Origin of the sequence: Leifsonia poae (assembly GCF_050632195.1) — a bacterium.
GTDB classification, from domain to species: domain Bacteria; phylum Actinomycetota; class Actinomycetes; order Actinomycetales; family Microbacteriaceae; genus Leifsonia; species Leifsonia poae_C.
In genome coordinates this window covers 227597-246002 of sequence record NZ_CP192580.1, presented here as the reverse complement: position 1 = coordinate 246002, position 18406 = coordinate 227597, and the positions used below count along the sequence as shown (strand labels likewise).

Annotated in this window: 21 protein-coding genes and 2 tRNA genes; 6 read left to right on the top strand and 17 right to left on the bottom strand. The window is 63.2% G+C overall.

Features of this window, described 5'->3' with window-relative positions; genetic code table 11:
- Positions 1 to 21 precede the first annotated feature (21 nt).
- From ACQ86A_RS01400 to ACQ86A_RS01390, 3 genes are read right to left on the bottom strand one after another with little or no spacing between them, the layout of a single operon-like run.
- Positions 22 to 660 (bottom strand): anthranilate synthase component II, encoded by a 639-nt coding sequence (locus ACQ86A_RS01400; RefSeq protein WP_431278856.1) that lies wholly within the window; start codon positions 658 to 660, stop codon positions 22 to 24.
- Positions 657 to 815 (bottom strand): hypothetical protein, encoded by a 159-nt coding sequence (locus ACQ86A_RS01395; RefSeq protein ID WP_431278855.1) that lies wholly within the window; start codon positions 813 to 815, stop codon positions 657 to 659. The genes ACQ86A_RS01400 and ACQ86A_RS01395 overlap by 4 nt, the downstream gene beginning before the upstream one ends.
- A gap of 3 nt (positions 816 to 818) precedes the next feature.
- Positions 819 to 1583, bottom strand: coding sequence for a class E sortase (locus ACQ86A_RS01390; RefSeq protein ID WP_431278854.1), 765 nt, complete (start codon positions 1581 to 1583; stop codon positions 819 to 821).
- Between the two features lie 89 nt (positions 1584 to 1672).
- Between ACQ86A_RS01390 and ACQ86A_RS01385 the strand changes: the two genes are divergently transcribed.
- Complete coding sequence (locus tag ACQ86A_RS01385) at positions 1673 to 1915, top strand: cell division protein CrgA (protein ID WP_387057409.1); 243 nt, start codon at positions 1673 to 1675, stop codon at positions 1913 to 1915.
- Positions 1916 to 2150: 235 nt separating this feature from the next.
- Here the strand turns inward: ACQ86A_RS01385 and ACQ86A_RS01380 are convergent, their stop codons facing one another.
- Together ACQ86A_RS01380 and ACQ86A_RS01375 are read right to left on the bottom strand one after the other, a co-directional pair.
- On the bottom strand, positions 2151 to 2999 hold the full coding sequence (locus tag ACQ86A_RS01380; RefSeq protein WP_431278853.1) for a rhomboid family intramembrane serine protease: 849 nt from the start codon (positions 2997 to 2999) through the stop codon (positions 2151 to 2153).
- Between the two features lie 23 nt (positions 3000 to 3022).
- Entirely contained in the window at positions 3023 to 3562 is a 540-nt protein-coding gene (locus tag ACQ86A_RS01375) for a peptidylprolyl isomerase (protein WP_431278852.1), read from the bottom strand.
- Between the two features lie 101 nt (positions 3563 to 3663).
- On the opposite strand from ACQ86A_RS01375, the gene ACQ86A_RS01370 reads away from it, so the two are divergent.
- Positions 3664 to 4206: a hypothetical protein gene (locus tag ACQ86A_RS01370; RefSeq protein ID WP_431278851.1), complete on the top strand. Its 543-nt coding sequence runs from the start codon at positions 3664 to 3666 to the stop codon at positions 4204 to 4206.
- 71 nt (positions 4207 to 4277) lie between these two features.
- Positions 4278 to 4487, top strand: coding sequence for a PspC domain-containing protein (locus ACQ86A_RS01365; RefSeq protein WP_431278850.1), 210 nt, complete (start codon positions 4278 to 4280; stop codon positions 4485 to 4487).
- Positions 4488 to 4494: 7 nt separating this feature from the next.
- Here the strand turns inward: ACQ86A_RS01365 and ACQ86A_RS01360 are convergent, their stop codons facing one another.
- On the bottom strand, positions 4495 to 4914 hold the full coding sequence (locus ACQ86A_RS01360; protein ID WP_431278849.1) for an NUDIX hydrolase: 420 nt from the start codon (positions 4912 to 4914) through the stop codon (positions 4495 to 4497).
- A 47-nt stretch (positions 4915 to 4961) separates the two neighbouring features.
- Between ACQ86A_RS01360 and ACQ86A_RS01355 the strand changes: the two genes are divergently transcribed.
- Entirely contained in the window at positions 4962 to 5825 is an 864-nt protein-coding gene (locus tag ACQ86A_RS01355; RefSeq protein WP_431278848.1) for an Fpg/Nei family DNA glycosylase, read from the top strand.
- Between the two features lie 27 nt (positions 5826 to 5852).
- Here ACQ86A_RS01355 and ACQ86A_RS01350 read toward each other — a convergent pair whose 3' ends face one another.
- Positions 5853 to 6188 (bottom strand): rhodanese-like domain-containing protein, encoded by a 336-nt coding sequence (locus ACQ86A_RS01350; RefSeq protein ID WP_431278847.1) that lies wholly within the window; start codon positions 6186 to 6188, stop codon positions 5853 to 5855.
- Positions 6189 to 6385: 197 nt separating this feature from the next.
- Between ACQ86A_RS01350 and ACQ86A_RS01345 the strand changes: the two genes are divergently transcribed.
- Positions 6386 to 6847: an Lrp/AsnC family transcriptional regulator gene (locus ACQ86A_RS01345; protein WP_431278846.1), complete on the top strand. Its 462-nt coding sequence runs from the start codon at positions 6386 to 6388 to the stop codon at positions 6845 to 6847.
- Positions 6848 to 6867: 20 nt separating this feature from the next.
- Here ACQ86A_RS01345 and ACQ86A_RS01340 read toward each other — a convergent pair.
- The 10 genes from ACQ86A_RS01340 to dnaA all read right to left on the bottom strand — a co-directional run bounded on the left by ACQ86A_RS01340 (position 6868) and on the right by dnaA (position 17817).
- Positions 6868 to 6940 (bottom strand) — tRNA-Ala (locus tag ACQ86A_RS01340).
- Positions 6941 to 6964: 24 nt separating this feature from the next.
- Positions 6965 to 7038: transfer RNA gene (locus ACQ86A_RS01335), tRNA-Ile, on the bottom strand.
- An 80-nt stretch (positions 7039 to 7118) separates the two neighbouring features.
- Positions 7119 to 7532, bottom strand: coding sequence for a DUF3566 domain-containing protein (locus tag ACQ86A_RS01330; protein WP_431278845.1), 414 nt, complete (start codon positions 7530 to 7532; stop codon positions 7119 to 7121).
- The gene (gyrA, locus tag ACQ86A_RS01325; protein WP_431280504.1) at positions 7522 to 10056 is read right to left on the bottom strand and encodes a DNA gyrase subunit A; all 2535 of its coding nucleotides are present in this window, start codon (positions 10054 to 10056) and stop codon (positions 7522 to 7524) included. The genes ACQ86A_RS01330 and gyrA overlap by 11 nt, the downstream gene beginning before the upstream one ends.
- Before the next feature lie 76 nt (positions 10057 to 10132).
- Positions 10133 to 12106, bottom strand: a complete 1974-nt coding sequence (gyrB, locus tag ACQ86A_RS01320) for a DNA topoisomerase (ATP-hydrolyzing) subunit B (RefSeq protein ID WP_431278844.1) — start codon at positions 12104 to 12106, stop codon at positions 10133 to 10135.
- Between the two features lie 123 nt (positions 12107 to 12229).
- Positions 12230 to 12730 carry a DUF721 domain-containing protein gene (locus ACQ86A_RS01315; RefSeq protein WP_431278843.1) on the bottom strand — a complete coding sequence of 167 codons (501 nt, stop codon included), beginning with the start codon at positions 12728 to 12730 and terminating at the stop codon, positions 12230 to 12232.
- Positions 12723 to 13898 carry a DNA replication/repair protein RecF gene (gene recF / locus ACQ86A_RS01310; protein WP_431278842.1) on the bottom strand — a complete coding sequence of 392 codons (1176 nt, stop codon included), beginning with the start codon at positions 13896 to 13898 and terminating at the stop codon, positions 12723 to 12725. Before recF ends, ACQ86A_RS01315 begins: the two co-directional genes overlap by 8 nt.
- A 19-nt stretch (positions 13899 to 13917) precedes the next feature.
- On the bottom strand, positions 13918 to 14805 hold the full coding sequence (gene gnd / locus ACQ86A_RS01305; RefSeq protein WP_431278841.1) for a phosphogluconate dehydrogenase (NAD(+)-dependent, decarboxylating): 888 nt from the start codon (positions 14803 to 14805) through the stop codon (positions 13918 to 13920).
- Between the two features lie 33 nt (positions 14806 to 14838).
- On the bottom strand, positions 14839 to 15984 hold the full coding sequence (dnaN, locus tag ACQ86A_RS01300) for a DNA polymerase III subunit beta (RefSeq protein WP_431278840.1): 1146 nt from the start codon (positions 15982 to 15984) through the stop codon (positions 14839 to 14841).
- A gap of 405 nt (positions 15985 to 16389) precedes the next feature.
- Positions 16390 to 17817, bottom strand: a complete 1428-nt coding sequence (dnaA, locus tag ACQ86A_RS01295; RefSeq protein ID WP_431278839.1) for a chromosomal replication initiator protein DnaA — start codon at positions 17815 to 17817, stop codon at positions 16390 to 16392.
- A 443-nt stretch (positions 17818 to 18260) separates the two neighbouring features.
- Here dnaA and rpmH point away from each other — a divergent pair, with 443 nt between their 5' ends.
- Positions 18261 to 18398 carry a 50S ribosomal protein L34 gene (gene rpmH, locus ACQ86A_RS01290; RefSeq protein ID WP_055897189.1) on the top strand — a complete coding sequence of 46 codons (138 nt, stop codon included), beginning with the start codon at positions 18261 to 18263 and terminating at the stop codon, positions 18396 to 18398.
- Positions 18399 to 18406 lie beyond the last annotated feature (8 nt).

Here is an 18406-nt window from a genome sequence, read left to right as displayed (position 1 = left end):
GGTTGCGAAGATCGCGTTCGGCTAGGCCAGCTTCACGAGCGGGTTCAGCTCGCGCGCCTTGGCGGCCGCTCCGGCGAGGCCGGCGACCTCGAGCCAGTTGCCGAGCATCCGGTAGCCGCCCTCGGTGAGCACGGATTCAGGATGGAACTGCACGCCGTAGATGGGTGCCTCCCGGTGACGAAGCCCCATGATGACCCCGCCAGTTGTGCGCGCCGTGATGATGAGGTCGTCGGGCACCGTTCCGTCCACGACGGCCAGCGAGTGGTAGCGCGTCGCCGTGAACGGCTGGCCGACCCCGTCGTAGAAGGGGCTGTCGTCGTGACTGACCTGTGACGTCTTGCCGTGCATCAGCTCTTCGGCATTGGTGACCACACCGCCGAACGCCTCTGCAATGGCCTGGTGGCCGAGGCAGACACCGAGCAGCGGTTGACCCGTCTTGAGGGCGTCGAGCACGACCGGGATGGATACGCCGGCGTCGGCGGGCTTGCCCGGCCCCGGAGAGATCAGCACCGCGTCGTACTCGGCCAGACGAGCGGTCAGCTCCGACTCGGGGATGTCGTCGTTGCGCACCACATCCGTGGTCGCGCCCAGCTCCTGCAGGTAGCCGTTGAGCGTGTAGACGAAGCTGTCGTAATTGTCGATGACGAGTACGCGGGTCACGCGTTCACCGTACCTTCCTGGGGACCCATGAGCGAATCAACCCAGGGGAACACCCACGTCACGAGGGCGAAGAGCACCACCGCGACGATGACGAGAAGGATAAGGATGCGCACCCACACCGGTCCCGGCAGGATGCGCCACAGCGCTGCGTACAAGTCTCACCCTCCGTTCGCGGTCACGGTCGCCGCGATCTCGCTCGGCACATCCGTCGGCGGTTGCCAGCCCTGGAACACGTTGTACGCGATCAGGCGCTCGCCCGAGTGGAACGGCGGATTGCAGGTCGTGATGGTCATGAGCCTGTCGACGGGCTTCACGTCGGGCTGTGTGGGCACCGGAAGCACGACCCCGACCGCCGTCGGCTGCACGTACTGGAAGTTGCGGAACGTGTACGTGTACCAGCCCTCAGGCGTCTGCACGTAGACGTGGTCGCCGATGTGCAGCTTGGACAGGTCGATGAACGTATTGCCCCACCCGCTGTCGTGTCCGGCCACCGCGAAGTTGCCGACCTCGCCGGGCATCTGCGAGCCCTTGTAGTGACCCACCCCCGCATCGAAGCTGTTGAGGACCTTCTGGGTGTCGACGGTCTGTCTGATCGTGCGCTTCCAGTCGGGACCGAGTCGCGGAACGTAGATCACGGCGAACGGCTGGTAGTCGGCAGGGGCGGCAGAGACCGGCGGATCGGCAGAGTCGGCCGTCGGAGCCGGGATCTTCTTGGCGTCGTCGAGCCATTTCTGACTCTGACTGCTCGCCGCGTTCGTCTGCTGACCAGCGAGAACCAGGCTGTTCCACCACACCTGCCAGCCGAGGAACAACAGCACGAGAACGCCCGCCGTTATCAGGATCTCCCCCAGAACGCCGACGAAGGTCGGCCGGCGCCGCGGCTTCTTCGTCGCCGCTTCCGCAGGCTGATCGGCAAGGCTCATATTCACAATTCTAGTGGCGGTAGCTGTGTAACCGCCGCTGGCGTCGTCGCATCGGTTCCGCCCAGTTCGGCCCGCTACACTATGGTGCTATGGCACGCACCAAGTCGAAGACCAAACCCGAGCGCAGCGTCGCGCAGTCCGGTGAGGATTCCCCCAACCCCGTCTGGTTCAAGCCGGTCATGTTCGGCTTCATGCTGATCGGCCTGGTGTGGATCATCGTGTTCTATGTCAGCCAGAACCAGTACCCGATCCCAGCGCTCGGCGCCTGGAACATCCTCGTCGGCTTCGGCATCGCCTTCATCGGCTTCCTCATGACCACCCGCTGGCGTTAGCCGGTCCCCTCCTACCTCAGCCCGGGAGCCAACTTCGGCGGCTCCCGGGCTTTTTCTTGCCTTCGCGACGGAGTTATCCACAGCATCCGTCCACATAGGGGAAAACTACAGCGGTGTCGTTCTCCCCAGTGTTAATAAGCCTGTGGAGAGTTACACGCGTGTAATTATCCCCATTGTTAATAAGGCTGTGGATAACTTATCCACGCGGTGGGGACAGAGCAGAGAAGGCGAACGGTCAGGCGTTGGGCCATACGAAGCGCACGAGGCTCAGCCCCACGAGAACGACGCAGAGCGCTACGAGCAAGGGCACCTGCCAGCGCTGGCGCGAGATCCGCCGGGTCTCCACATAGATGAGTCCCACGAGCGCGCCGCCGATCAGACCGCCGACATGCGCCTGCCATGCGATGCCCAGACCCGGGATGAAGCCGATCACCAGGTTGATGCCGATCAACACCAGGAGCTGGGTGGCATCCCCGCCCATACGGCGCTGAATGATGAAGAAGGCGCCGAACATGCCGAAGATGGCTCCGGATGCGCCCACCACCGGCTGAGTCGGGCTCGCAATCAAGAGCACCCCCAACGACCCGGCGAATCCGCTGATGAGGAAGAGCGCCAGATACCGAGCGCGCCCCAGCAGTGGCTCGAGCAGCATCCCGAAGATCCACAGCGTGTACATGTTGAGCGCGATGTGGAGGAAGCCGCCATGAGCGAAGACCGCGGTGAGCATCCGCCACGGCTGGAAGAGCCGCGGATCGGAGTAGACGCCGGCGTATTGGAGCGCCTGAGTGACGGAATTGCCGATGCCGGGCAGCGACTGGAAGATGAAGACGACCACGCAGATGCCGATCAGCGCGTACGTGACGACGGGTGCGCCGCGACCGGTCATCCGGGTCAGGATGGCCGGCTTGGTCTTCGGCTGAGTCGCGCGCTGCTGCGCCATGCACTCGGGGCAGATCACACCGACAGCGGCCGGTGTCTGGCACTCCGGGCAGATCGTGCGCCCGCAGCGCTGGCACAGCACATAGCTGACGCGATCCGGGTGCCGATAGCAATAGCTCGCCCGAACATCGACGGGCTCGCTCATCGTTCGGCTTTCTCCCTACCGGTTCAGACCTGCTCGACCGTGACCGATTCGATGACGACGTCGTCGAGCGGGCGGTCGCGTGCATCCGTCGGCAGTTCGGCGAGCTTGTCGACGATCTTGCGCGAGGCCTCATCTTCGACGGCGCCGAAGATCGAGTGCTTACCCTGCAGCCACGTGGTCGGGCCGACGGTGATGAAGAACTGCGAGCCGTTGGTGCCGTGGCCCGCCTGGATGCCCGCGTTCGCCATCGCGAGGATGTACGGCTGAGTGAAGTCGAGCTCGGGGCTGATCTCGTCATCGAACTGGAAGCCGGGGCCACCGGTTCCGTTGCCGAGCGGGTCGCCGCCCTGGATCATGAAGCCCGGGATGATGCGGTGGAACACGACGCCGTCGTAGAGGTTGTCGTTGGTCTTCTCCCCGGTGCGGGGGTTCGTCCACTCGATCTCACCGGTCGCCAGTCCGACGAAGTTCTTCACCGTCTTGGGCGCGTGATTGCCGAAGAGGTTGACCTTGATGTCTCCGTAGTTAGTGTGGAGCGTGGCGACAGCGGTGTGCTTTGACATGCCATCAATTCTTGCACAGCGGTTGTGGGCTCTCGGGTCATCCACAGCCCATTCGGTGGCAAGATGGATTCAATTCGCTAGACGACGCAATGGAGGTCCAGATGAGCCTGACACGGAAGCGTAAGAAGGAACTCGAACGCCTGCGCAGTAGCGCCGAAGAACTGTGGGGACACCAGCAGGAGGTCCTGGCGCACGCTAACGCGGTTGCGGCCGAGGCTCGCCGGCAGGCCGGTCACCTCACCCGCGAGGAGCTCGCTCCGCGTGTGCGCGATGGCTACGACACCTACGTCCGTCCGGCCGCTGAGACCGCCGGACGTGCTGCGAGTTCTGCGCGCGACCGTCTCGTCAGCGATGTGATCCCCGCTGTCGGCGCGACGATCGGAACCGCGATGTCCGTCGTCGACCACGCACGAGACGCTCGCGCCCGTGCCTTCATCGGCGAAGTCAAGAAGGCGGGCTCCGACGTGAAGAAGAAGGCCACGGCCGCGACGGAGAAGTCCGGCCCGGGTGCCGGCACGGTCATCGCCGTCGCTCTTGGCGTCATCGCCGCGATCGGAGTTCTCTACGCCGTCTGGCAGACCTTCCGAGCCGACGACGAGCTCTGGGTCGCCGACGAAGAGCCGACCGCTCCGGCTTCCGAGTAGCTCGAAACCCCCGGGAAGAATCGGGGGATACCCCGATAGTCGCGGGCTCGGCCGGGTGTCAGTGTTGACGTATGAACACTCTGCAAAGACCCCTGAACGGCCGTATCTTCGGTGGTGTCTGCGCCGGTATCGCGCAGCGCTTCGGTTGGAAGGCGTGGACCGTCCGTATTCTCTTCCTGATTTCGTGCCTGCTTCCGGGACCGCAGTTCATCGCCTACATCGCAATGTGGATCCTGATTCCCGCCGAGCAGGTTCGACCGGCCACTGCACGAGTGGTCTGACGCATTCTCAGGATGCGAGCCCGGCCATCCGCAATGCGACGTTGACGAGTTCGACGCGGCGGGTCGGGATCGCTGTGAGCCTGAACCACGCAGCCTCATCGGTGGAGCCGTCGAGTTCGTTCGTCAGCTTTCCGCCGATGATGCTCGCACGGTAGACGATCCTGAGCGCATGGAGCGGGCCCGCATCCTCGACGAAGCGATGTTCGGCGGGAACGATGTAGGAGTCGATGCCGAGCAGCTCGCCCGGCTCGGCGACGTATCCGGTCTCCTCGGCTATCTCGCGCACGACGGCGTCGACGGGGTCTTCACCCGGATCGATTCCGCCGCCAGGGAGGGTCCAGCCCGATCGACCGTTCTCACGCCAGTGGGCGAGCAGGATGCGACCCTCGTCGACGATGACGCCGTATGCGGCAACCCGAATATCCATCTCGTCACCATACTGCGGTTGTCGGCGGTGAAGAGCAGACTGGTGTCGTGCCCGAATTGCCGGAAGTCACTGCGCTGGCGGCCGATCTCGATTCACGTCTCACCGGACGGGTGATCGATCGGCTCACGGTGGTGGCTTTCGCTGCCCTGAAGACGTTCGACCCGCCGGTCTCCGCTCTCTCGGGCACGACGATCAGCGGTGTGACGAGGCACGGAAAGTTCTTGGACATCGCCGCCGGTGACCTGCATATCGCCATCCACTTGGCTCGTGCGGGCTGGATCCGCTGGCGCGATGCGCCGCCACCACCACCCACGGGTCGCCCCAGCAAAGGACCGCTGGCAGCTCGGCTCATCCTCGACGACGGCACCGGCTTCGATGTCACCGAGGCCGGAACCAAGAAGAGCCTCTCCATCTCTGTCGTCCGCGACCCGGCGGATGTTCCCGGTATCGCCCGGCTCGGCCCCGATCCCCTCGACGAGTCGTTCACGCTCGACGTGTTCAGTCGGATCCTTCAGGATGCGGGACGCGCGCAGATCAAAGGCATCCTCCGCAACCAGGGGATCATCGCCGGCATCGGCAACGCGTACTCCGACGAGATCCTGCACACGGCACGCATGTCCCCGTTCAAGCCGGCCGCGATGTCGGCCGACGACACTGCGCGCCTCTACGACGCGATGCAGTCGACCCTCCGCGATGCGCTGGCACGTGCTGACGGCCTTGCCGCTTCAGAACTCAAGAGTGAGAAGAAGCAAGGGATGCAGGTACACGGCAGAACGGGAGAACTGTGCCCGGTGTGCGGCGACACCGTGCGCCAGGTGATCTTCGCCGATTCGACTTTGCAGTACTGCCCGACCTGTCAGACCGGTGGTAAACCGCTGGCCGATCGTGTGCTGTCGAGACTGCTCAAGTAGCGGTAGTCAGCACGCCGGCATACGACGTCAGCACGCACAGTCGATCGCGCCAACACCGACCGGCGCAGTGAGCTCGTCCACCACTCGATCGATCGGACCGGCATCATCGACGATTCCGAGTCCCTCGCGCGCCCAGTACTCGAAGCCGCCGATCATCTCCTTGACGGGGTATCCGAGCAGGCTGAACTGCAGCGCGGCCTTGGTCGAACCGTTGCAGCCCGGGCCCCAGCAGTAGACGACTACGGGCGTGCCGGCAGGGATGAGCCCCTCGGCCCGATCCCGGATCGTCGCAGTGGGCATGTGGACGGCACCGGGGATGCGGCCCTGGAGCCAGGCGGCCTCGCCGCGCGAGTCGACGAGCACGAACCGCTCCCCGCATCCTGCGCCGCCTTCACGTCGGACGGATCCGTCTCGAACTGCAGCTTGGATGCGAAGTGCCGCGCTGCTTCTGTAGCCGTGATTTCCATAGCCACAAGATTAGGAACCAGCGACGAGCTTTTGAAGCGACGATCGTCGGTATCCACCACGGACCGCCGCGATTATGGTGCAAGAATGCCGACATGGCCGAACATTCCACTTTCAGCACGGATGCCGTCGACTCGTCGATCCTTCACGAGCTTCAGCGAGACTGCCGGCTCTCGATCGCCGAGCTCGCGCGCACGGTCCACATGTCCAACAGCGCGGTGGCAGAGCGCATCCGTCGGCTGGAGGAGGCCGGAGTCATCGGCGGGTATCGAGCCGTCGTCGATCCGGAGCGGCTCGGATACTCCGTTCTCGCGTTCCTTCGGTTGCGCTACCCGAGTAGCGTCTACAAGCCGCTTCACGACCTGCTCGCAGAGACCCCTGAGGTGATCGAAGCCCACCACGTGACGGGCGACGACTGTTTCATCCTGAAGGTCGTCGCCACATCGATGCGACACCTCGAACAGGTGAGCGGAAAGATCGGCACCCTCGGCAGCGTGACGACGAGCGTCTCGTATTCGAGTCCGTTTCCGACACGGGCGATCGTTCCGCCGCAGTGACGGAAGTGAGACAGAAACTGTGGAGCCTAGGAGATTCGAACTCCTGACATCCTGCTTGCAAAGCAGGCGCTCTACCAACTGAGCTAAGGCCCCGGATGGGGTGTTGTTCACACAGAGTGGGGATACGAGGACTTGAACCTCGGACCTCTTCGTTATCAGCGAAGCGCTCTAACCGCCTGAGCTATATCCCCGATTGGGCAGATTAGAGACTACCTGATCTGCCCGGCCAAACGAAATCGAGAACCGGCCGAATCGCGCCGGAGTATGTGGCCTAGTTGTTGGTGAATCCGACGAGAAGACCGCCGGTGATCTTCACCGAGAGGTTGTAGAGCAAAGCGAACACGGCACCGAGGGCCGTGATCACGATGATGTCGAGCACGCCGACCACGAGCGAGAAGCCCATGACCTGCCCGAGACCGAGGATGGCCTTGAGATCCGTTCCACCGGCGCCGGAGATGTCCTTGAACAGCCCGTTGATCTGGTCGAAGATACCGGTGCGGTCGAGCACGGTCCAGACGAGGAAGGTTCCGACGATCGCGATGATCGCCAGGCAGATTCCGGCGAGGAACGACAGCTTCACTGCCGACCAGAAGTCGATGTAGACCAGCTTCAGCCGCACCTGCTTGGAGGATGCGGGTCTACGGGACGACTTTTTGGCGAGCTTTTCGGCGACACTACTGCTCATCTACGGTTTCTTCCTTCCCGGCGGCTTCCCCTGATTCTTCTTCAGCTTCCTGAGAATCGAGGTTACGTTCGGTGTTCTTAGCCAGAGCGATGATCTTGTCGGACTCGGCGAAACGTGCAAATACGACACCCATGGTGTCTCGGCCCTTGGCGGGTACCTCGGCCACGGCAGAGCGTACCACCTTGCCGCTGGCAAGAACCACAAGGACCTCGTCGTCTTCATCCACGATCAGCGCACCGACCAGGTCGCCCCGATCGTCGCTCAGTTTGGCCACCTTGATGCCCAGACCGCCTCGGTTCTGCAGGCGGTACTGGTCCGCCGAGGTGCGCTTCGCGTAGCCGCCCTCCGTCACGACGAACACGAATCCCTCGTCCGAGACGACGGATGCGTCCAGCAGCTTGTCTTCGCCCCGGAAGTGCATCCCGATCACACCGGAGGTCGAACGACCCATCGGACGGAGTGCCTCGTCCGACGCCGTGAACCGGATGGACATGCCCTTGCGCGAGACGAGGAGCAGGTCGGAATCCTCCTCGACCAGCAGTGCGGAGACGAGTTCGTCCTCTTCACGGAGCTTGATCGCGATGATGCCGCCGGACCTGTTGGTGTCGTACTCACTGAGCGCCGTCTTCTTGATCAGCCCGTCGCGCGTCGCGAGAACGAGGTACTTGGCGGTCTCGTAGTCCCGGATGTCGAGGATCTCGGCGATCTCCTCATCCGGCTGCATCGCGAGCAGGTTGGCGACGTGCTGGCCCTTCGCGTCGCGGCCCGCCTCCTGAACCTCGTAGGTCTTCGCGCGGTAGACCCGGCCCTTGTTCGTGAAGAAGAGGAGCCAGTGGTGAGTGGTCGTGACGAAGAAGTGGTCGACCACATCCTCACCCCGCAACTGGGCACCCTTGACGCCCTTGCCGCCGCGGTGCTGGCTGCGGTAGTTGTCGCTGCGCGTGCGCTTGATGTAGCCGCCGCGAGTGACCGTGACCACCATCTCCTCTTCGGGGATGAGGTCTTCCATGCTCATGTCGCCGTCGAAGCCGAACATGATCTCGGTGCGACGGTCGTCACCGAAGCGGGAGACGATCTCGGTGAGCTCTTCGCTGACGATGGTGCGCTGACGCACCGGGTCGGCGAGGATCGCCTTGAAGTCGAGGATCTCCGCCTCGATCTTGTCGTGGTCATCGAGGATCTTCTGGCGCTCGAGCGCGGCGAGACGACGCAGCTGCAACGCGAGGATCGCGTCGGCCTGCACCTGGTCGACAGAGAGCAGCTCCATCAGCCCGGTGCGCGCGTCGTCAGCGGTCGGCGATCGACGGATGAGGGCGATCACCTCGTCGAGCGCGTCGAGCGCCTTGAGGTAGCCGCGCAGGATGTGGATGCGTTCCTCGGCCTCGCGCAGACGGTACTGAGTGCGCCGAACGATGACCTCGATCTGGTGATCGACCCATGCGGTGATGAATCCGTCGAGCGGCAGAGTACGCGGCACATTGTCGACGATCGCGAGCATGTTCGCGCCGAAGTTCTCCTGCAGCTGTGTGTGCTTGTACAGGTTGTTCAAGACGACCTTGGCGACGGCATCGCGCTTCAGCACGATGACGAGGCGCTGACCGGTGCGACCGGAGGTCTCGTCACGGATGTCGGCGATTCCGCCGATCTTGCCGTCTTTGACCAACTCGGCGATCTTGATCGCGAGGTTGTCGGGGTTCACCTGGTACGGCAGTTCGGTGACGACCAGGCACACGCGACCCTGGATCTCCTCGATCGAGACGACCGACCGCATGGTGATCGAACCGCGGCCCGTGCGGTACATGTCCTGGATGCCCTTGATGCCCAGCACCTGGGCTCCCGTCGGGAAGTCCGGTCCCTTGATGCGCTTGATGAGCTCCTCGAGGAGTTCTTCGCGCGGGGCTTCAGGGTTGGCCAGGTGCCACAGCGCGCCGTCCGCGACCTCGCGGAGGTTGTGGGGCGGGATGTTCGTGGCCATGCCGACCGCGATACCCACCGAGCCGTTGACCAGCAGGTTCGGGAACCGGGCGGGCAGAACGGCCGGCTCCTGGGTGCGACCGTCGTAGTTGTCCTGGAAGTCGACGGTTTCTTCGCCGATGTCCCGCACCATCTCGAGGGCGAGCGGCGCCATCTTGGTCTCGGTGTATCGGGGGGCGGCCGCGCCGTCGTTGCCGGGAGAACCGAAGTTTCCCTGGCCGAGTGCGAGCGGGTAGCGCAGGCTCCAAGGCTGAACGAGCCGCACGAGCGCGTCGTAGATCGCCGAGTCGCCGTGGGGGTGGAACTGTCCCATCACGTCGCCGACCACGCGGGCGCACTTCGAGAACGCCTTGTCGGGGCGGTAGCCGCCATCGAACATCGCGTAGATCACCCGGCGATGCACGGGCTTGAGTCCGTCGCGAACCTCGGGCAGCGCGCGCCCGATGATCACGCTCATCGCGTAGTCCAGGTAGGAGCGCTGCATCTCCGATTGCAGGTCGACCTGATCGATCCGGCCGTGGATGCCGAAGCCGGCTCCGTCAGCGATCACGATCTCCGTCTCGGTGCCCTCGGCGGCCGAGCCGGCGTCCTCACCGGACACGCCGGTGCCGTCGTTTGTGGTGTCGTCAGATGTCAAGGAACCGCACGTCCTTCGCGTTCTTCTGGATGAAATTACGGCGCGACTCGACGTCTTCGCCCATCAGGGTGGCGAAGATCTCGTCGGCGGCGGCCGCGTCGTCGAGGGTGACCTGCAACAGCGTGCGGGTCTCGGGGCTCATCGTGGTCTCCCACAGCTCCTTGTAGTCCATCTCGCCGAGGCCCTTGTAGCGCTGCACGCCGTTGTCCTTCGGGATGCGCTTGCCGGCCGCCTGACCCTCGGCCAGGAAGGCGTCGCGCTCCCGGTCGGAGTAGACGTACTCGTGCTCGGCGTTTGTCCACTTCAACCGGTAGAGCGGTGGCTGAGCGAGATAGACGTAGCCGAGCTCGATCAGCGGACGCATGTACCGGAAGAGCAGCGTGAGCAGCAGCGTGGTGATGTGCTGACCGTCGACGTCCGCATCCGCCATCAGCACGATCTTGTGATAGCGCGCCTTGTCCGGGTTGAAGTCCTCGCCGATGCCGGCACCGAATGCCGTGATCATCGCCTGCACCTCGTTGTTCGCGAGCGCGCGATCGAGCCGGGCCTTCTCGACGTTCAGGATCTTGCCGCGCAGTGGAAGGATCGCCTGGGTCTCCGGATTGCGACCCTGAACAGCCGAGCCACCGGCCGAGTCACCCTCGACGATGAAGATCTCGGAGATCGACGGATCCTTCGACTGGCAGTCCTTGAGCTTGCCGGGCATCCCGCCGCCCTCGAGGAGTCCCTTGCGACGAGCGGTTTCACGGGCCTTGCGAGCCGCGAGCCGAGCGGTCGCCGCCTGCAGCGCCTTGCGGATGATCTCGCGTGCCTGGTTCGGGTTGCGATCGAACCAGTCGCCGAGCTGATCGCCGACGACCTTCTGCACGAACGCCTTCGCCTCGGTGTTGCCGAGCTTGGTCTTGGTCTGTCCCTCGAACTGCGGCTCCGAGAGCTTCACCGAGATCACGGCCGTCAGTCCCTCGCGCACATCGTCGCCCGAAAGGTTGTCGTCCTTCTCTTTCAGAATGTTCTTCTCGCGCGCATACCGGTTGACCAACGTGGTGAGAGCGGCTCGGAAGCCTTCTTCGTGCGTTCCACCTTCGTGCGTGTTGATGGTGTTCGCGTAGGTGAAGACGCTCTCGTTGTAGCTCGTGGTCCACTGCATCGCGACCTCGAGGGCGATCTTGCGCTCCGTGTCCTCCGACTCGAACGAGATGATCTCGTCGTGCACGACCTCCGCCTTCTTGGCGGCGTTGAGGTAGTGCACGTAGTCGGTGAGGCCCTGCTCATAGAGGAAGACCTCGGTGCGATCGTCCTCGTCGTCATCGTGGGGACGCTCGTCGGTCAGCGCGATCCGGAGTCCCTTGTTGAGGAACGCCATCTGCTGGAAGCGCGTGCGGAGCGTCTCGTACTCGAACTCGGTCGTCTCGAACGTCTCCGAGCTCGGCCAGAACGTGATCGTCGTACCGGTGGCGTCGGTCGCTTCGCCCATCTCGAGGGGAGCCTGGGGCACACCGCTGCGATAGCTCTGCCGGTACACATTGCCCTGCCGGCTGACCTCGACGTCGAGACGCTCGGACAGCGCGTTGACCACGGAGCTACCGACACCGTGCAGACCGCCAGAGACCGCGTATCCGCCGCCGCCGAACTTTCCACCGGCGTGCAGGATCGTCAGAACGACCTCGACCGTCGACTTCTTCTCCACGGGGTGGATGTCGACCGGGATGCCTCGACCGTTGTCGACGACGCGCACGGCGCCGTCGCGAAGAATCGTGACCTCGATGTTGTCGGCGTGGCCGGCGAGCGCCTCGTCGACGGAGTTGTCCACGATCTCGTAGACGAGGTGGTGCAGTCCGCGGGGGCCGGTGGAACCGATGTACATTCCGGGTCGTTTGCGTACGGCTTCGAGACCTTCGAGAACTTGGATCTCATTCGCTCCGTAGTCGTGTTCCGACTCGGCTTTGTTCGGTTCCATCGTCATATGAAATTAGGCTCCTGACCGCACTCAGTGTGACCCATCCAGTCTACCAAGAGCCGCCTGGTGGAACGGCCAGATTCGCCCGTCTGACGCGTTATTTTTGTGCCGCCGACCTCTTTTGTGCACTCAGCCGTAAGTATCGCGCGGACCGCGCCCTGGAATCGACCTGGGGCCTCTTTTCCAAGAGGGGGCGTCGGGGCCCTGAAAACGGATGGATTGGATGTCGGCCTGGGGGAAGCGGGTCGCGATCTTCGCGAGAAGGTCGGAGCGCATCATCCGGAGCTGCGTCGCCCATGCCGTCGACTCACAGCGCACCGTCAGAACGCCGTCGGTGATCCCCTCGGGGGTCGCGTGCTTCGCGGTCTCCTCACCGGCGAGTTCCAGCCATCCGGCGAGGAGGTCGGATTGTGCGAGGGATGACGTCCAGCCGAGCTGCGTGGCGAGCGAGTCGACGATGTCGCCGAGCCCATGCGGATCCCGCCCCTTGCCGAAGGGCTGACTCGCGCTCGGATCCCGCTCATCCCTTTTCTTAGGGCGGCGCGCACGAGCGGGAACGCCCCCGAAGATCTCACGGAACCGAAGGTAGACCGCCGAAGCCTCGCTCAGCTCTGGCCGATCGTCACTCATTGCCAGCCTCGACGACCGCGCCCGCTTCGATACGAACCGTGTGCGCAGTCAGCTCTTCGGGCACGTCGTCGTAAACGGCCGCCGTAATCAACACCTGCTCGTAACCGGCAACGGCGGTTGCGAGCATCCTGCGTCTCGCTTGATCGAGTTCGGCGAAGACATCATCGAGGATGAGCACCGGATCGCCGGTGGTGGACTCGCGCCGCAACAGCTCGGCGGAAGCAAGTTTGAGAGCCAGTGCGAACGACCAGGATTCGCCGTGGCTTGCATAGCCCTTCGCCGGAAGATCGTTCAGCTCGAACAGGATGTCGTCCCGATGCGGCCCGATCAGAGTGATGCCTCGGTCGAGTTCTTTGCGACGGACGCCAGTGAGAGCCTCACGGAACGCCTCGGCGGTTGCGACACTGGTTGAGCCGGTTACAGTCGTTGCGTCGGCCGTTCCGTCCGTGTCGACATCGTCGACATCGGCTCCTCGAATGGTGAGCAGCGGGATCAACCGAGGGTGGTGATCGTCGCCTGCGACCGATCGATAGGCCGCGACCAGCGGATCAGTGAGCCGGTTGATCAGGTCGACCCGGGCGTCGACGAGCTCCGAACCCAGGGTGACGAGTCGTTCATCCCAGATGTCGAGCGTTCCCAGTTGGCTCTCTCGGACCCCGGATGCGCGAGCCGACTTCAGCAGGGTGTTGCGTTGCCTGAGCACGCGATCGTAGTCCGCGAGCACACCAGCGAACCGCGGATTGCGCTGAACGAGCAACTGGTCGAAGAACCGGCGACGGATGCTCGGCTCACCTCGAACGAGCGCTAGATCCTCGGGAGCGAACAGCACGCTCGAGAAGTAGCGCGGGAGCTCCCGTGTCTTGATGGCCGAGCGATTGACCTGAGCTCGATTCGCCGAACCCCGGTTCAACTGGAGTTCGACCAGGAGGTCGCGCCCTTCGTGGTGGATGCGCGCCCGCACGATCGCGGATTCCGCATCCTTGCGAATCATGGCCTGGTCGCTCGACACCCGATGCGACCCGAGGGTGCTCAGGTAGCCGAGCGACTCGACCAGATTCGTCTTGCCCTGGCCGTTGCGGCCGACGAAGAGATTCGCGCCGGCCGCAATCGGAACTTCCGCCGTTCGATAGTTGCGGAAGTCAGTCAGGGACAGATGGGTGACACGCACTCTTCGTTAGCGGCGCACGTCAGTCGACAGCTTTGACGGCATGGCCGCCGAACTGGTTGCGCAGCGCTGCGACGGCCTTCATCGCCGGGGAATCATCCTGGCGGGAGACGAAGCGAGCGAAGATGGAGGCGCTGATCGTCGGCACGGGAACGGCGTTCGCCAGAGCCTCTTCGATGGTCCAACGACCCTCGCCCGAGTCCTGGACGTAGCCCTCGATGTGCTCGAACTCCGGGTCCTGCTCGAGTGCGCGAACGAGGAGGTCGAGCAGCCAGGACCGAACAACAGTTCCGCGCTGCCAGGCTTTGAAGGTTCCGGTGACGTCTTTGATGATGTCCTTGCGGGTGTCGAGGAGTTCGTAACCCTCGGCGTACGCCTGCATCAACGCGTACTCGATGCCGTTGTGCACCATCTTGGCGTAGTGGCCTGCGCCGACCTCGCCGACGTGAACGAAGCCCTCGTCGCGCGGGCCTTCGGGACGAAGTGCGTCGAAGACGGGCATGACGCGCTCGACCTGCTCCTTGCTTCCACCCACCATCAGGCCGTAGCCGTTGTCGAGACCCCACACACCACCGGACACGCCGGCGTCCATGAAGTCGATGCCCTTGGGCGCGAGCTGCTCGGAGTGCTTGAAGTCCTCCGTGAACCGCGAGTTGCCGCCATCGATGACGAGGTCACCCTTTTCGAGCAACGGTTCGAGGTCCGACACGACCGCATCCGTGATCTTCCCGGCCGGGACCATGATCCAGACGGTGCGAGGGGCGGGGAGGGTGGCGACGAGATCGGCGAGCGTGGCGACATCCGAAACGTCAGGGTTCGTGTCGTAGCCGGTCACCTCGATGCCGTTCTTCTCGAGGCGGGCACGCATGTTGTTGCCCATTTTTCCGAGACCGATGAGGCCGATGTGCATGATTGTCCTTCTTTTCCTTTCGGACACTGGCAACTATCTGAGCAGCAGGTTGGGCTGCAGCAGGTACTTGTAGTTGTCCGCGCCTGCCTGGTCCTTCGAGGTTTGGCTCGTGATGAGCACAGGACCCGGCTTGTTGGGGTTGTCGGTCTTGGTGAAGGAAATGCGCACGAATTCCGAGTGCACTGCACCGAGACCATCGAGCAGGAACTGCGGTTTCAGCGAAACCACCGTCTCCTGGCCAGTGAGGAGAGCGTCGATGCTCTCGGATGCTTGAGCCTGCTCCGAGCCGATGGCCTCCAGGGTGAGGCCCTCGGCGGAGAAGGAGTATCGCAAGGCAGCCTCACGCTCGAGCACCAGGGAGACGCGACGCGTCGCCTCGATGAGCTCGGCGGTGTTGACGACCGCGTAGTTGTCGACGGTCTCCGGGAAGAGCCGTCGAACTGGTGGGAAATTTCCCTTGATCAGCAACGATGTGACGGTCTTTTTATCGGCCGTGAACGCGATGAGCTCGCGGTCGTCGCGGTTGGTGATCGAAACGGCGATGGTGCCGCTGTGACCGAGGGTCTTACCGATCTCGGTCAGTGTGCGCGCGGGCACGAGCGCCGTGACAGGCTCGCCGCTGGTGGTCCCGTTGTCCCAGTTGATCTCGCGAACTGCCACGCGGTAGCGGTCCGTCGCCACGAGTCCGAGCGTGTTGTCGCCGACCTCGAGCTGGACTCCCGTGATCACGGGAGTGACATCGTCTCGGGATGCAGCGACTCCGACCTGGGCGACAGCCTCGGCGAACTCATCTGCCGGCACCAGCCCCGCCTCGCCGCTCACCTGCGGGATGCTCGGATATTCCTCGACCGGCATGGACAACAGGGTGAAGTTCGCCGACCCGGCGCGCACCACGATCTTGGAATCCTCGGTCGAGAATTGCACGGGGGCGTTCGGCAGCTTCGCTGCGATCTCGGCAAGGAGACGACCGGAGACTAGGACCCGACCGGGTTCTTCGACCTCTGCAGCGATCTCTGTCTGCGCCGAGACCTCGTAGTCGAACGACGACAGCTGGAGACCTGTCTCGGTGGTCTCGATCAGAACACCGCTCAGGATGGGGAGGGTCGTCCGCTGGGGCAGGAGCTTCACTGCGAACGAGACGGCCTCGCTGAATACATCCCGGTTGGCTTGGAACTTCACGAAGTCACCTCTGTCGTAGGCGGGCAATGGAACGTGACAAATCCTAGCGCTTGCCTCGGCCGGCCAAAGTTGTGATTCGAGCTCTGGGCGAAGGTTGTCGGCTGACCCACTAAGAAGAATTAACGATTAATGGTGTTAACCGCTGTGGAAACTGTGGATAACTCGGTGGAACCCGGTCCACGACTGGGAACTACAGCTCTGTGACTTGTTGATGACCTGGGGACTCCAGTCAAACAGCGGGGAGTCGGGGCATCGTTCGAACGGCCGTAATTCACAGGGATTCAGGATTCGTCCCCATTAACGGTCCGAGTTTCGGCATCTTGTCCACAAGTTATCCACATGTGAGCAAGGCAGCCTCTCCCCACGTTGGGGAGAGGCTGTGGATAACTGCCAGAACCGAGGCTGCTACTTCGAGTAGCGGTGGTTCTGCTTGATACGGCTCGTCAGCTCGGTGACCTGGTTGTAGATCGACCGGCGCTCCTTCATGAGCTCGCTGATCTTCTTGTTCGCGTACATCACGGTGGTGTGGTCGCGGTTTCCGAACAACTGTCCGATCTTCGGAAGCGAGAGGTTGGTCAGCTCGCGGCACAGGTACATGGCGATCTGTCGTGCGGTGGCGACCGCCTGGGAACGACTCGAACCATACAGGTCATCGACGGTGAGTTTGAAGTAGTCGGCCGTGTTCGTGATGATGTCGGTCGGCGCGATCACGTTATCGTCGTCGAGCGTGATCAGATCTTTCAGGACGGTCTGTACGAGCGGCATGTCCACAGGGGTGCGGTTGAGGCTGGCGAACGCGGTGACCCGGATGAGCGTTCCCTCCAGCTCCCGGATGTTGCTCGACACCTTCGAGGCCATGAACTCCAGGATGTCGTCCGGTACCTGGATCTTCTCGCTCTGCGCTTTCTTGCGGAGGATGGCGATGCGGGTCTCGAGGTCGGGCACCTGCACATCGGTGATCAGGCCCCACTCGAAGCGGGACCGCATCCGGTCCTCGAATCCGGTCAGGTGCTTGGGCGGCAGATCGCTGGTGATGACCACCTGCTTGTTGTGGTCGTGGAGGGTGTTGAAGGTGTGGAAGAAGGCTTCCTGAGTCTCGACCGCTCGCTGGAGGAACTGGATGTCGTCGATCAGCAGGATGTCGATGTTGCGGTAGCGCGCCTGGAACGAGGATCCACGGTTGTTGGCGATCGAGTTGATGAAGTCGTTGGTGAACTCCTCCGAGCTCACGTACCGGACACGGATGCCCGGGTACAGGCTCATCGCGTAGTGCCCGATCGCGTGGAGGAGGTGGGTCTTGCCGAGCCCCGAGTCGCCGTAGATGAAGAGCGGGTTGTATGCCTTGGCGGGTGCCTCGGCCACAGCGACGGCAGCGGCATGCGCGAAACGGTTGGACTGACCGATGACGAAGTTGTCGAAGCTGTATTTGGGATTGAGTCGCGTATCGCTGTTGCGAGGTGGCGCCGTGATCTCTGTGGGGTTCGACGGTGTGGCAACCACGGGAGCCTCGATGTACGCCGCTTCGGACGGCTCGATGGGGCCGACCATCGTGTCCTGTTGGATCTCCGGGTTGACGACGATGGCGAAGGTCGTCACTGCGAGGTCGTCGTCGAGGGTTCCGATTGCATTGAGAAGGGGAACGCGGCTGCGCTGCTCGATCATGCCGCGGGTGAACTCGTTCGGAACCTCGAGGTAGAAGGTGCCGGCCATGATGCCCTTGGGCTCGACCAGGCTGAGGAATCCATGCAACTGCGGAGTGATGCGATCGTCCGACCCTAAAGTGTCGAGCACGCTCTGCCATGCCGCAGAAATGGACTCTTCGCCGCCTGCCATCGTTCCCCGTATTCGTGTTGGTGTGGATGCCTTCACCCGTTGGAACGAGTCACATCATCGTGACCAGGTCGTCGGGTCAGCGGGCTTCAGGTACCCGCTGGGAGGTATTCACAGAGTTATCCACCGCTGTGTGTGCAATACCGTAGTGATCTCCAGACCTCAGTGGGTATGGCTGGGGATAACTTTCGTCCTCACGGTAACTTGTCCACAGGTTGTGGATCAAATTCGATAACCGGAATACACCGGCGTGTCGCTCCCCTGCTTCCTGCCAATCCTGTGCATAATCAATGGATTTGGCTCGATCGGTTTGACCTCGTCCGGCCGACGCCGTAGCTTTAACCAGTTGACTTCAGCCGTTCAGGCTGCCCAAAAACTTTTCACGGCCTCCCCGTGCTGGCCCATCATTCAGCACCGGCCTGTTAAGAGACCACACGGAGATTGATATGAGCAAGAGAACGTTCCAGCCGAACAACCGCAAGCGCGCCAAGACGCACGGCTTCCGTCTGCGTATGCGCACCCGTGCCGGCCGTGCCATCCTGGCTGCCCGTCGCAGCAAGGGTCGCACGAAGCTCTCCGCCTAGTCCGGCCG

Excerpts from the sequence above, each read along its gene's own strand:
- ACQ86A_RS01315 (WP_431278843.1), bottom strand. The coding sequence starts at position 12,730 with ATGAGTGACGATCGGCCAGAGCTGAGCGAGGCTTCGGCGGTCTACCTT.
- ACQ86A_RS01380 (WP_431278853.1), bottom strand. The coding sequence starts at position 2,999 with ATGAGCGAGCCCGTCGATGTTCGGGCGAGCTATTGCTATCGGCACCCG.
- ACQ86A_RS01345 (WP_431278846.1), top strand. The coding sequence starts at position 6,386 with ATGGCCGAACATTCCACTTTCAGCACGGATGCCGTCGACTCGTCGATC.
- ACQ86A_RS01360 (WP_431278849.1), bottom strand. The coding sequence starts at position 4,914 with ATGGATATTCGGGTTGCCGCATACGGCGTCATCGTCGACGAGGGTCGC.
- ACQ86A_RS01375 (WP_431278852.1), bottom strand. The coding sequence starts at position 3,562 with ATGTCAAAGCACACCGCTGTCGCCACGCTCCACACTAACTACGGAGAC.
- ACQ86A_RS01370 (WP_431278851.1), top strand. The coding sequence starts at position 3,664 with ATGAGCCTGACACGGAAGCGTAAGAAGGAACTCGAACGCCTGCGCAGT.
- ACQ86A_RS01385 (WP_387057409.1), top strand. The coding sequence starts at position 1,673 with ATGGCACGCACCAAGTCGAAGACCAAACCCGAGCGCAGCGTCGCGCAG.
- ACQ86A_RS01330 (WP_431278845.1), bottom strand. The coding sequence starts at position 7,532 with ATGAGCAGTAGTGTCGCCGAAAAGCTCGCCAAAAAGTCGTCCCGTAGA.
- dnaA (WP_431278839.1), bottom strand. The coding sequence starts at position 17,817 with ATGGCAGGCGGCGAAGAGTCCATTTCTGCGGCATGGCAGAGCGTGCTC.
- rpmH (WP_055897189.1), top strand. The coding sequence starts at position 18,261 with ATGAGCAAGAGAACGTTCCAGCCGAACAACCGCAAGCGCGCCAAGACG.
- gyrB (WP_431278844.1), bottom strand. The coding sequence starts at position 12,106 with ATGACGATGGAACCGAACAAAGCCGAGTCGGAACACGACTACGGAGCG.
- gnd (WP_431278841.1), bottom strand. The coding sequence starts at position 14,805 with ATGCACATCGGCCTCATCGGTCTCGGAAAAATGGGCAACAACATGCGT.
- ACQ86A_RS01390 (WP_431278854.1), bottom strand. The coding sequence starts at position 1,583 with ATGAGCCTTGCCGATCAGCCTGCGGAAGCGGCGACGAAGAAGCCGCGG.
- ACQ86A_RS01365 (WP_431278850.1), top strand. The coding sequence starts at position 4,278 with ATGAACACTCTGCAAAGACCCCTGAACGGCCGTATCTTCGGTGGTGTC.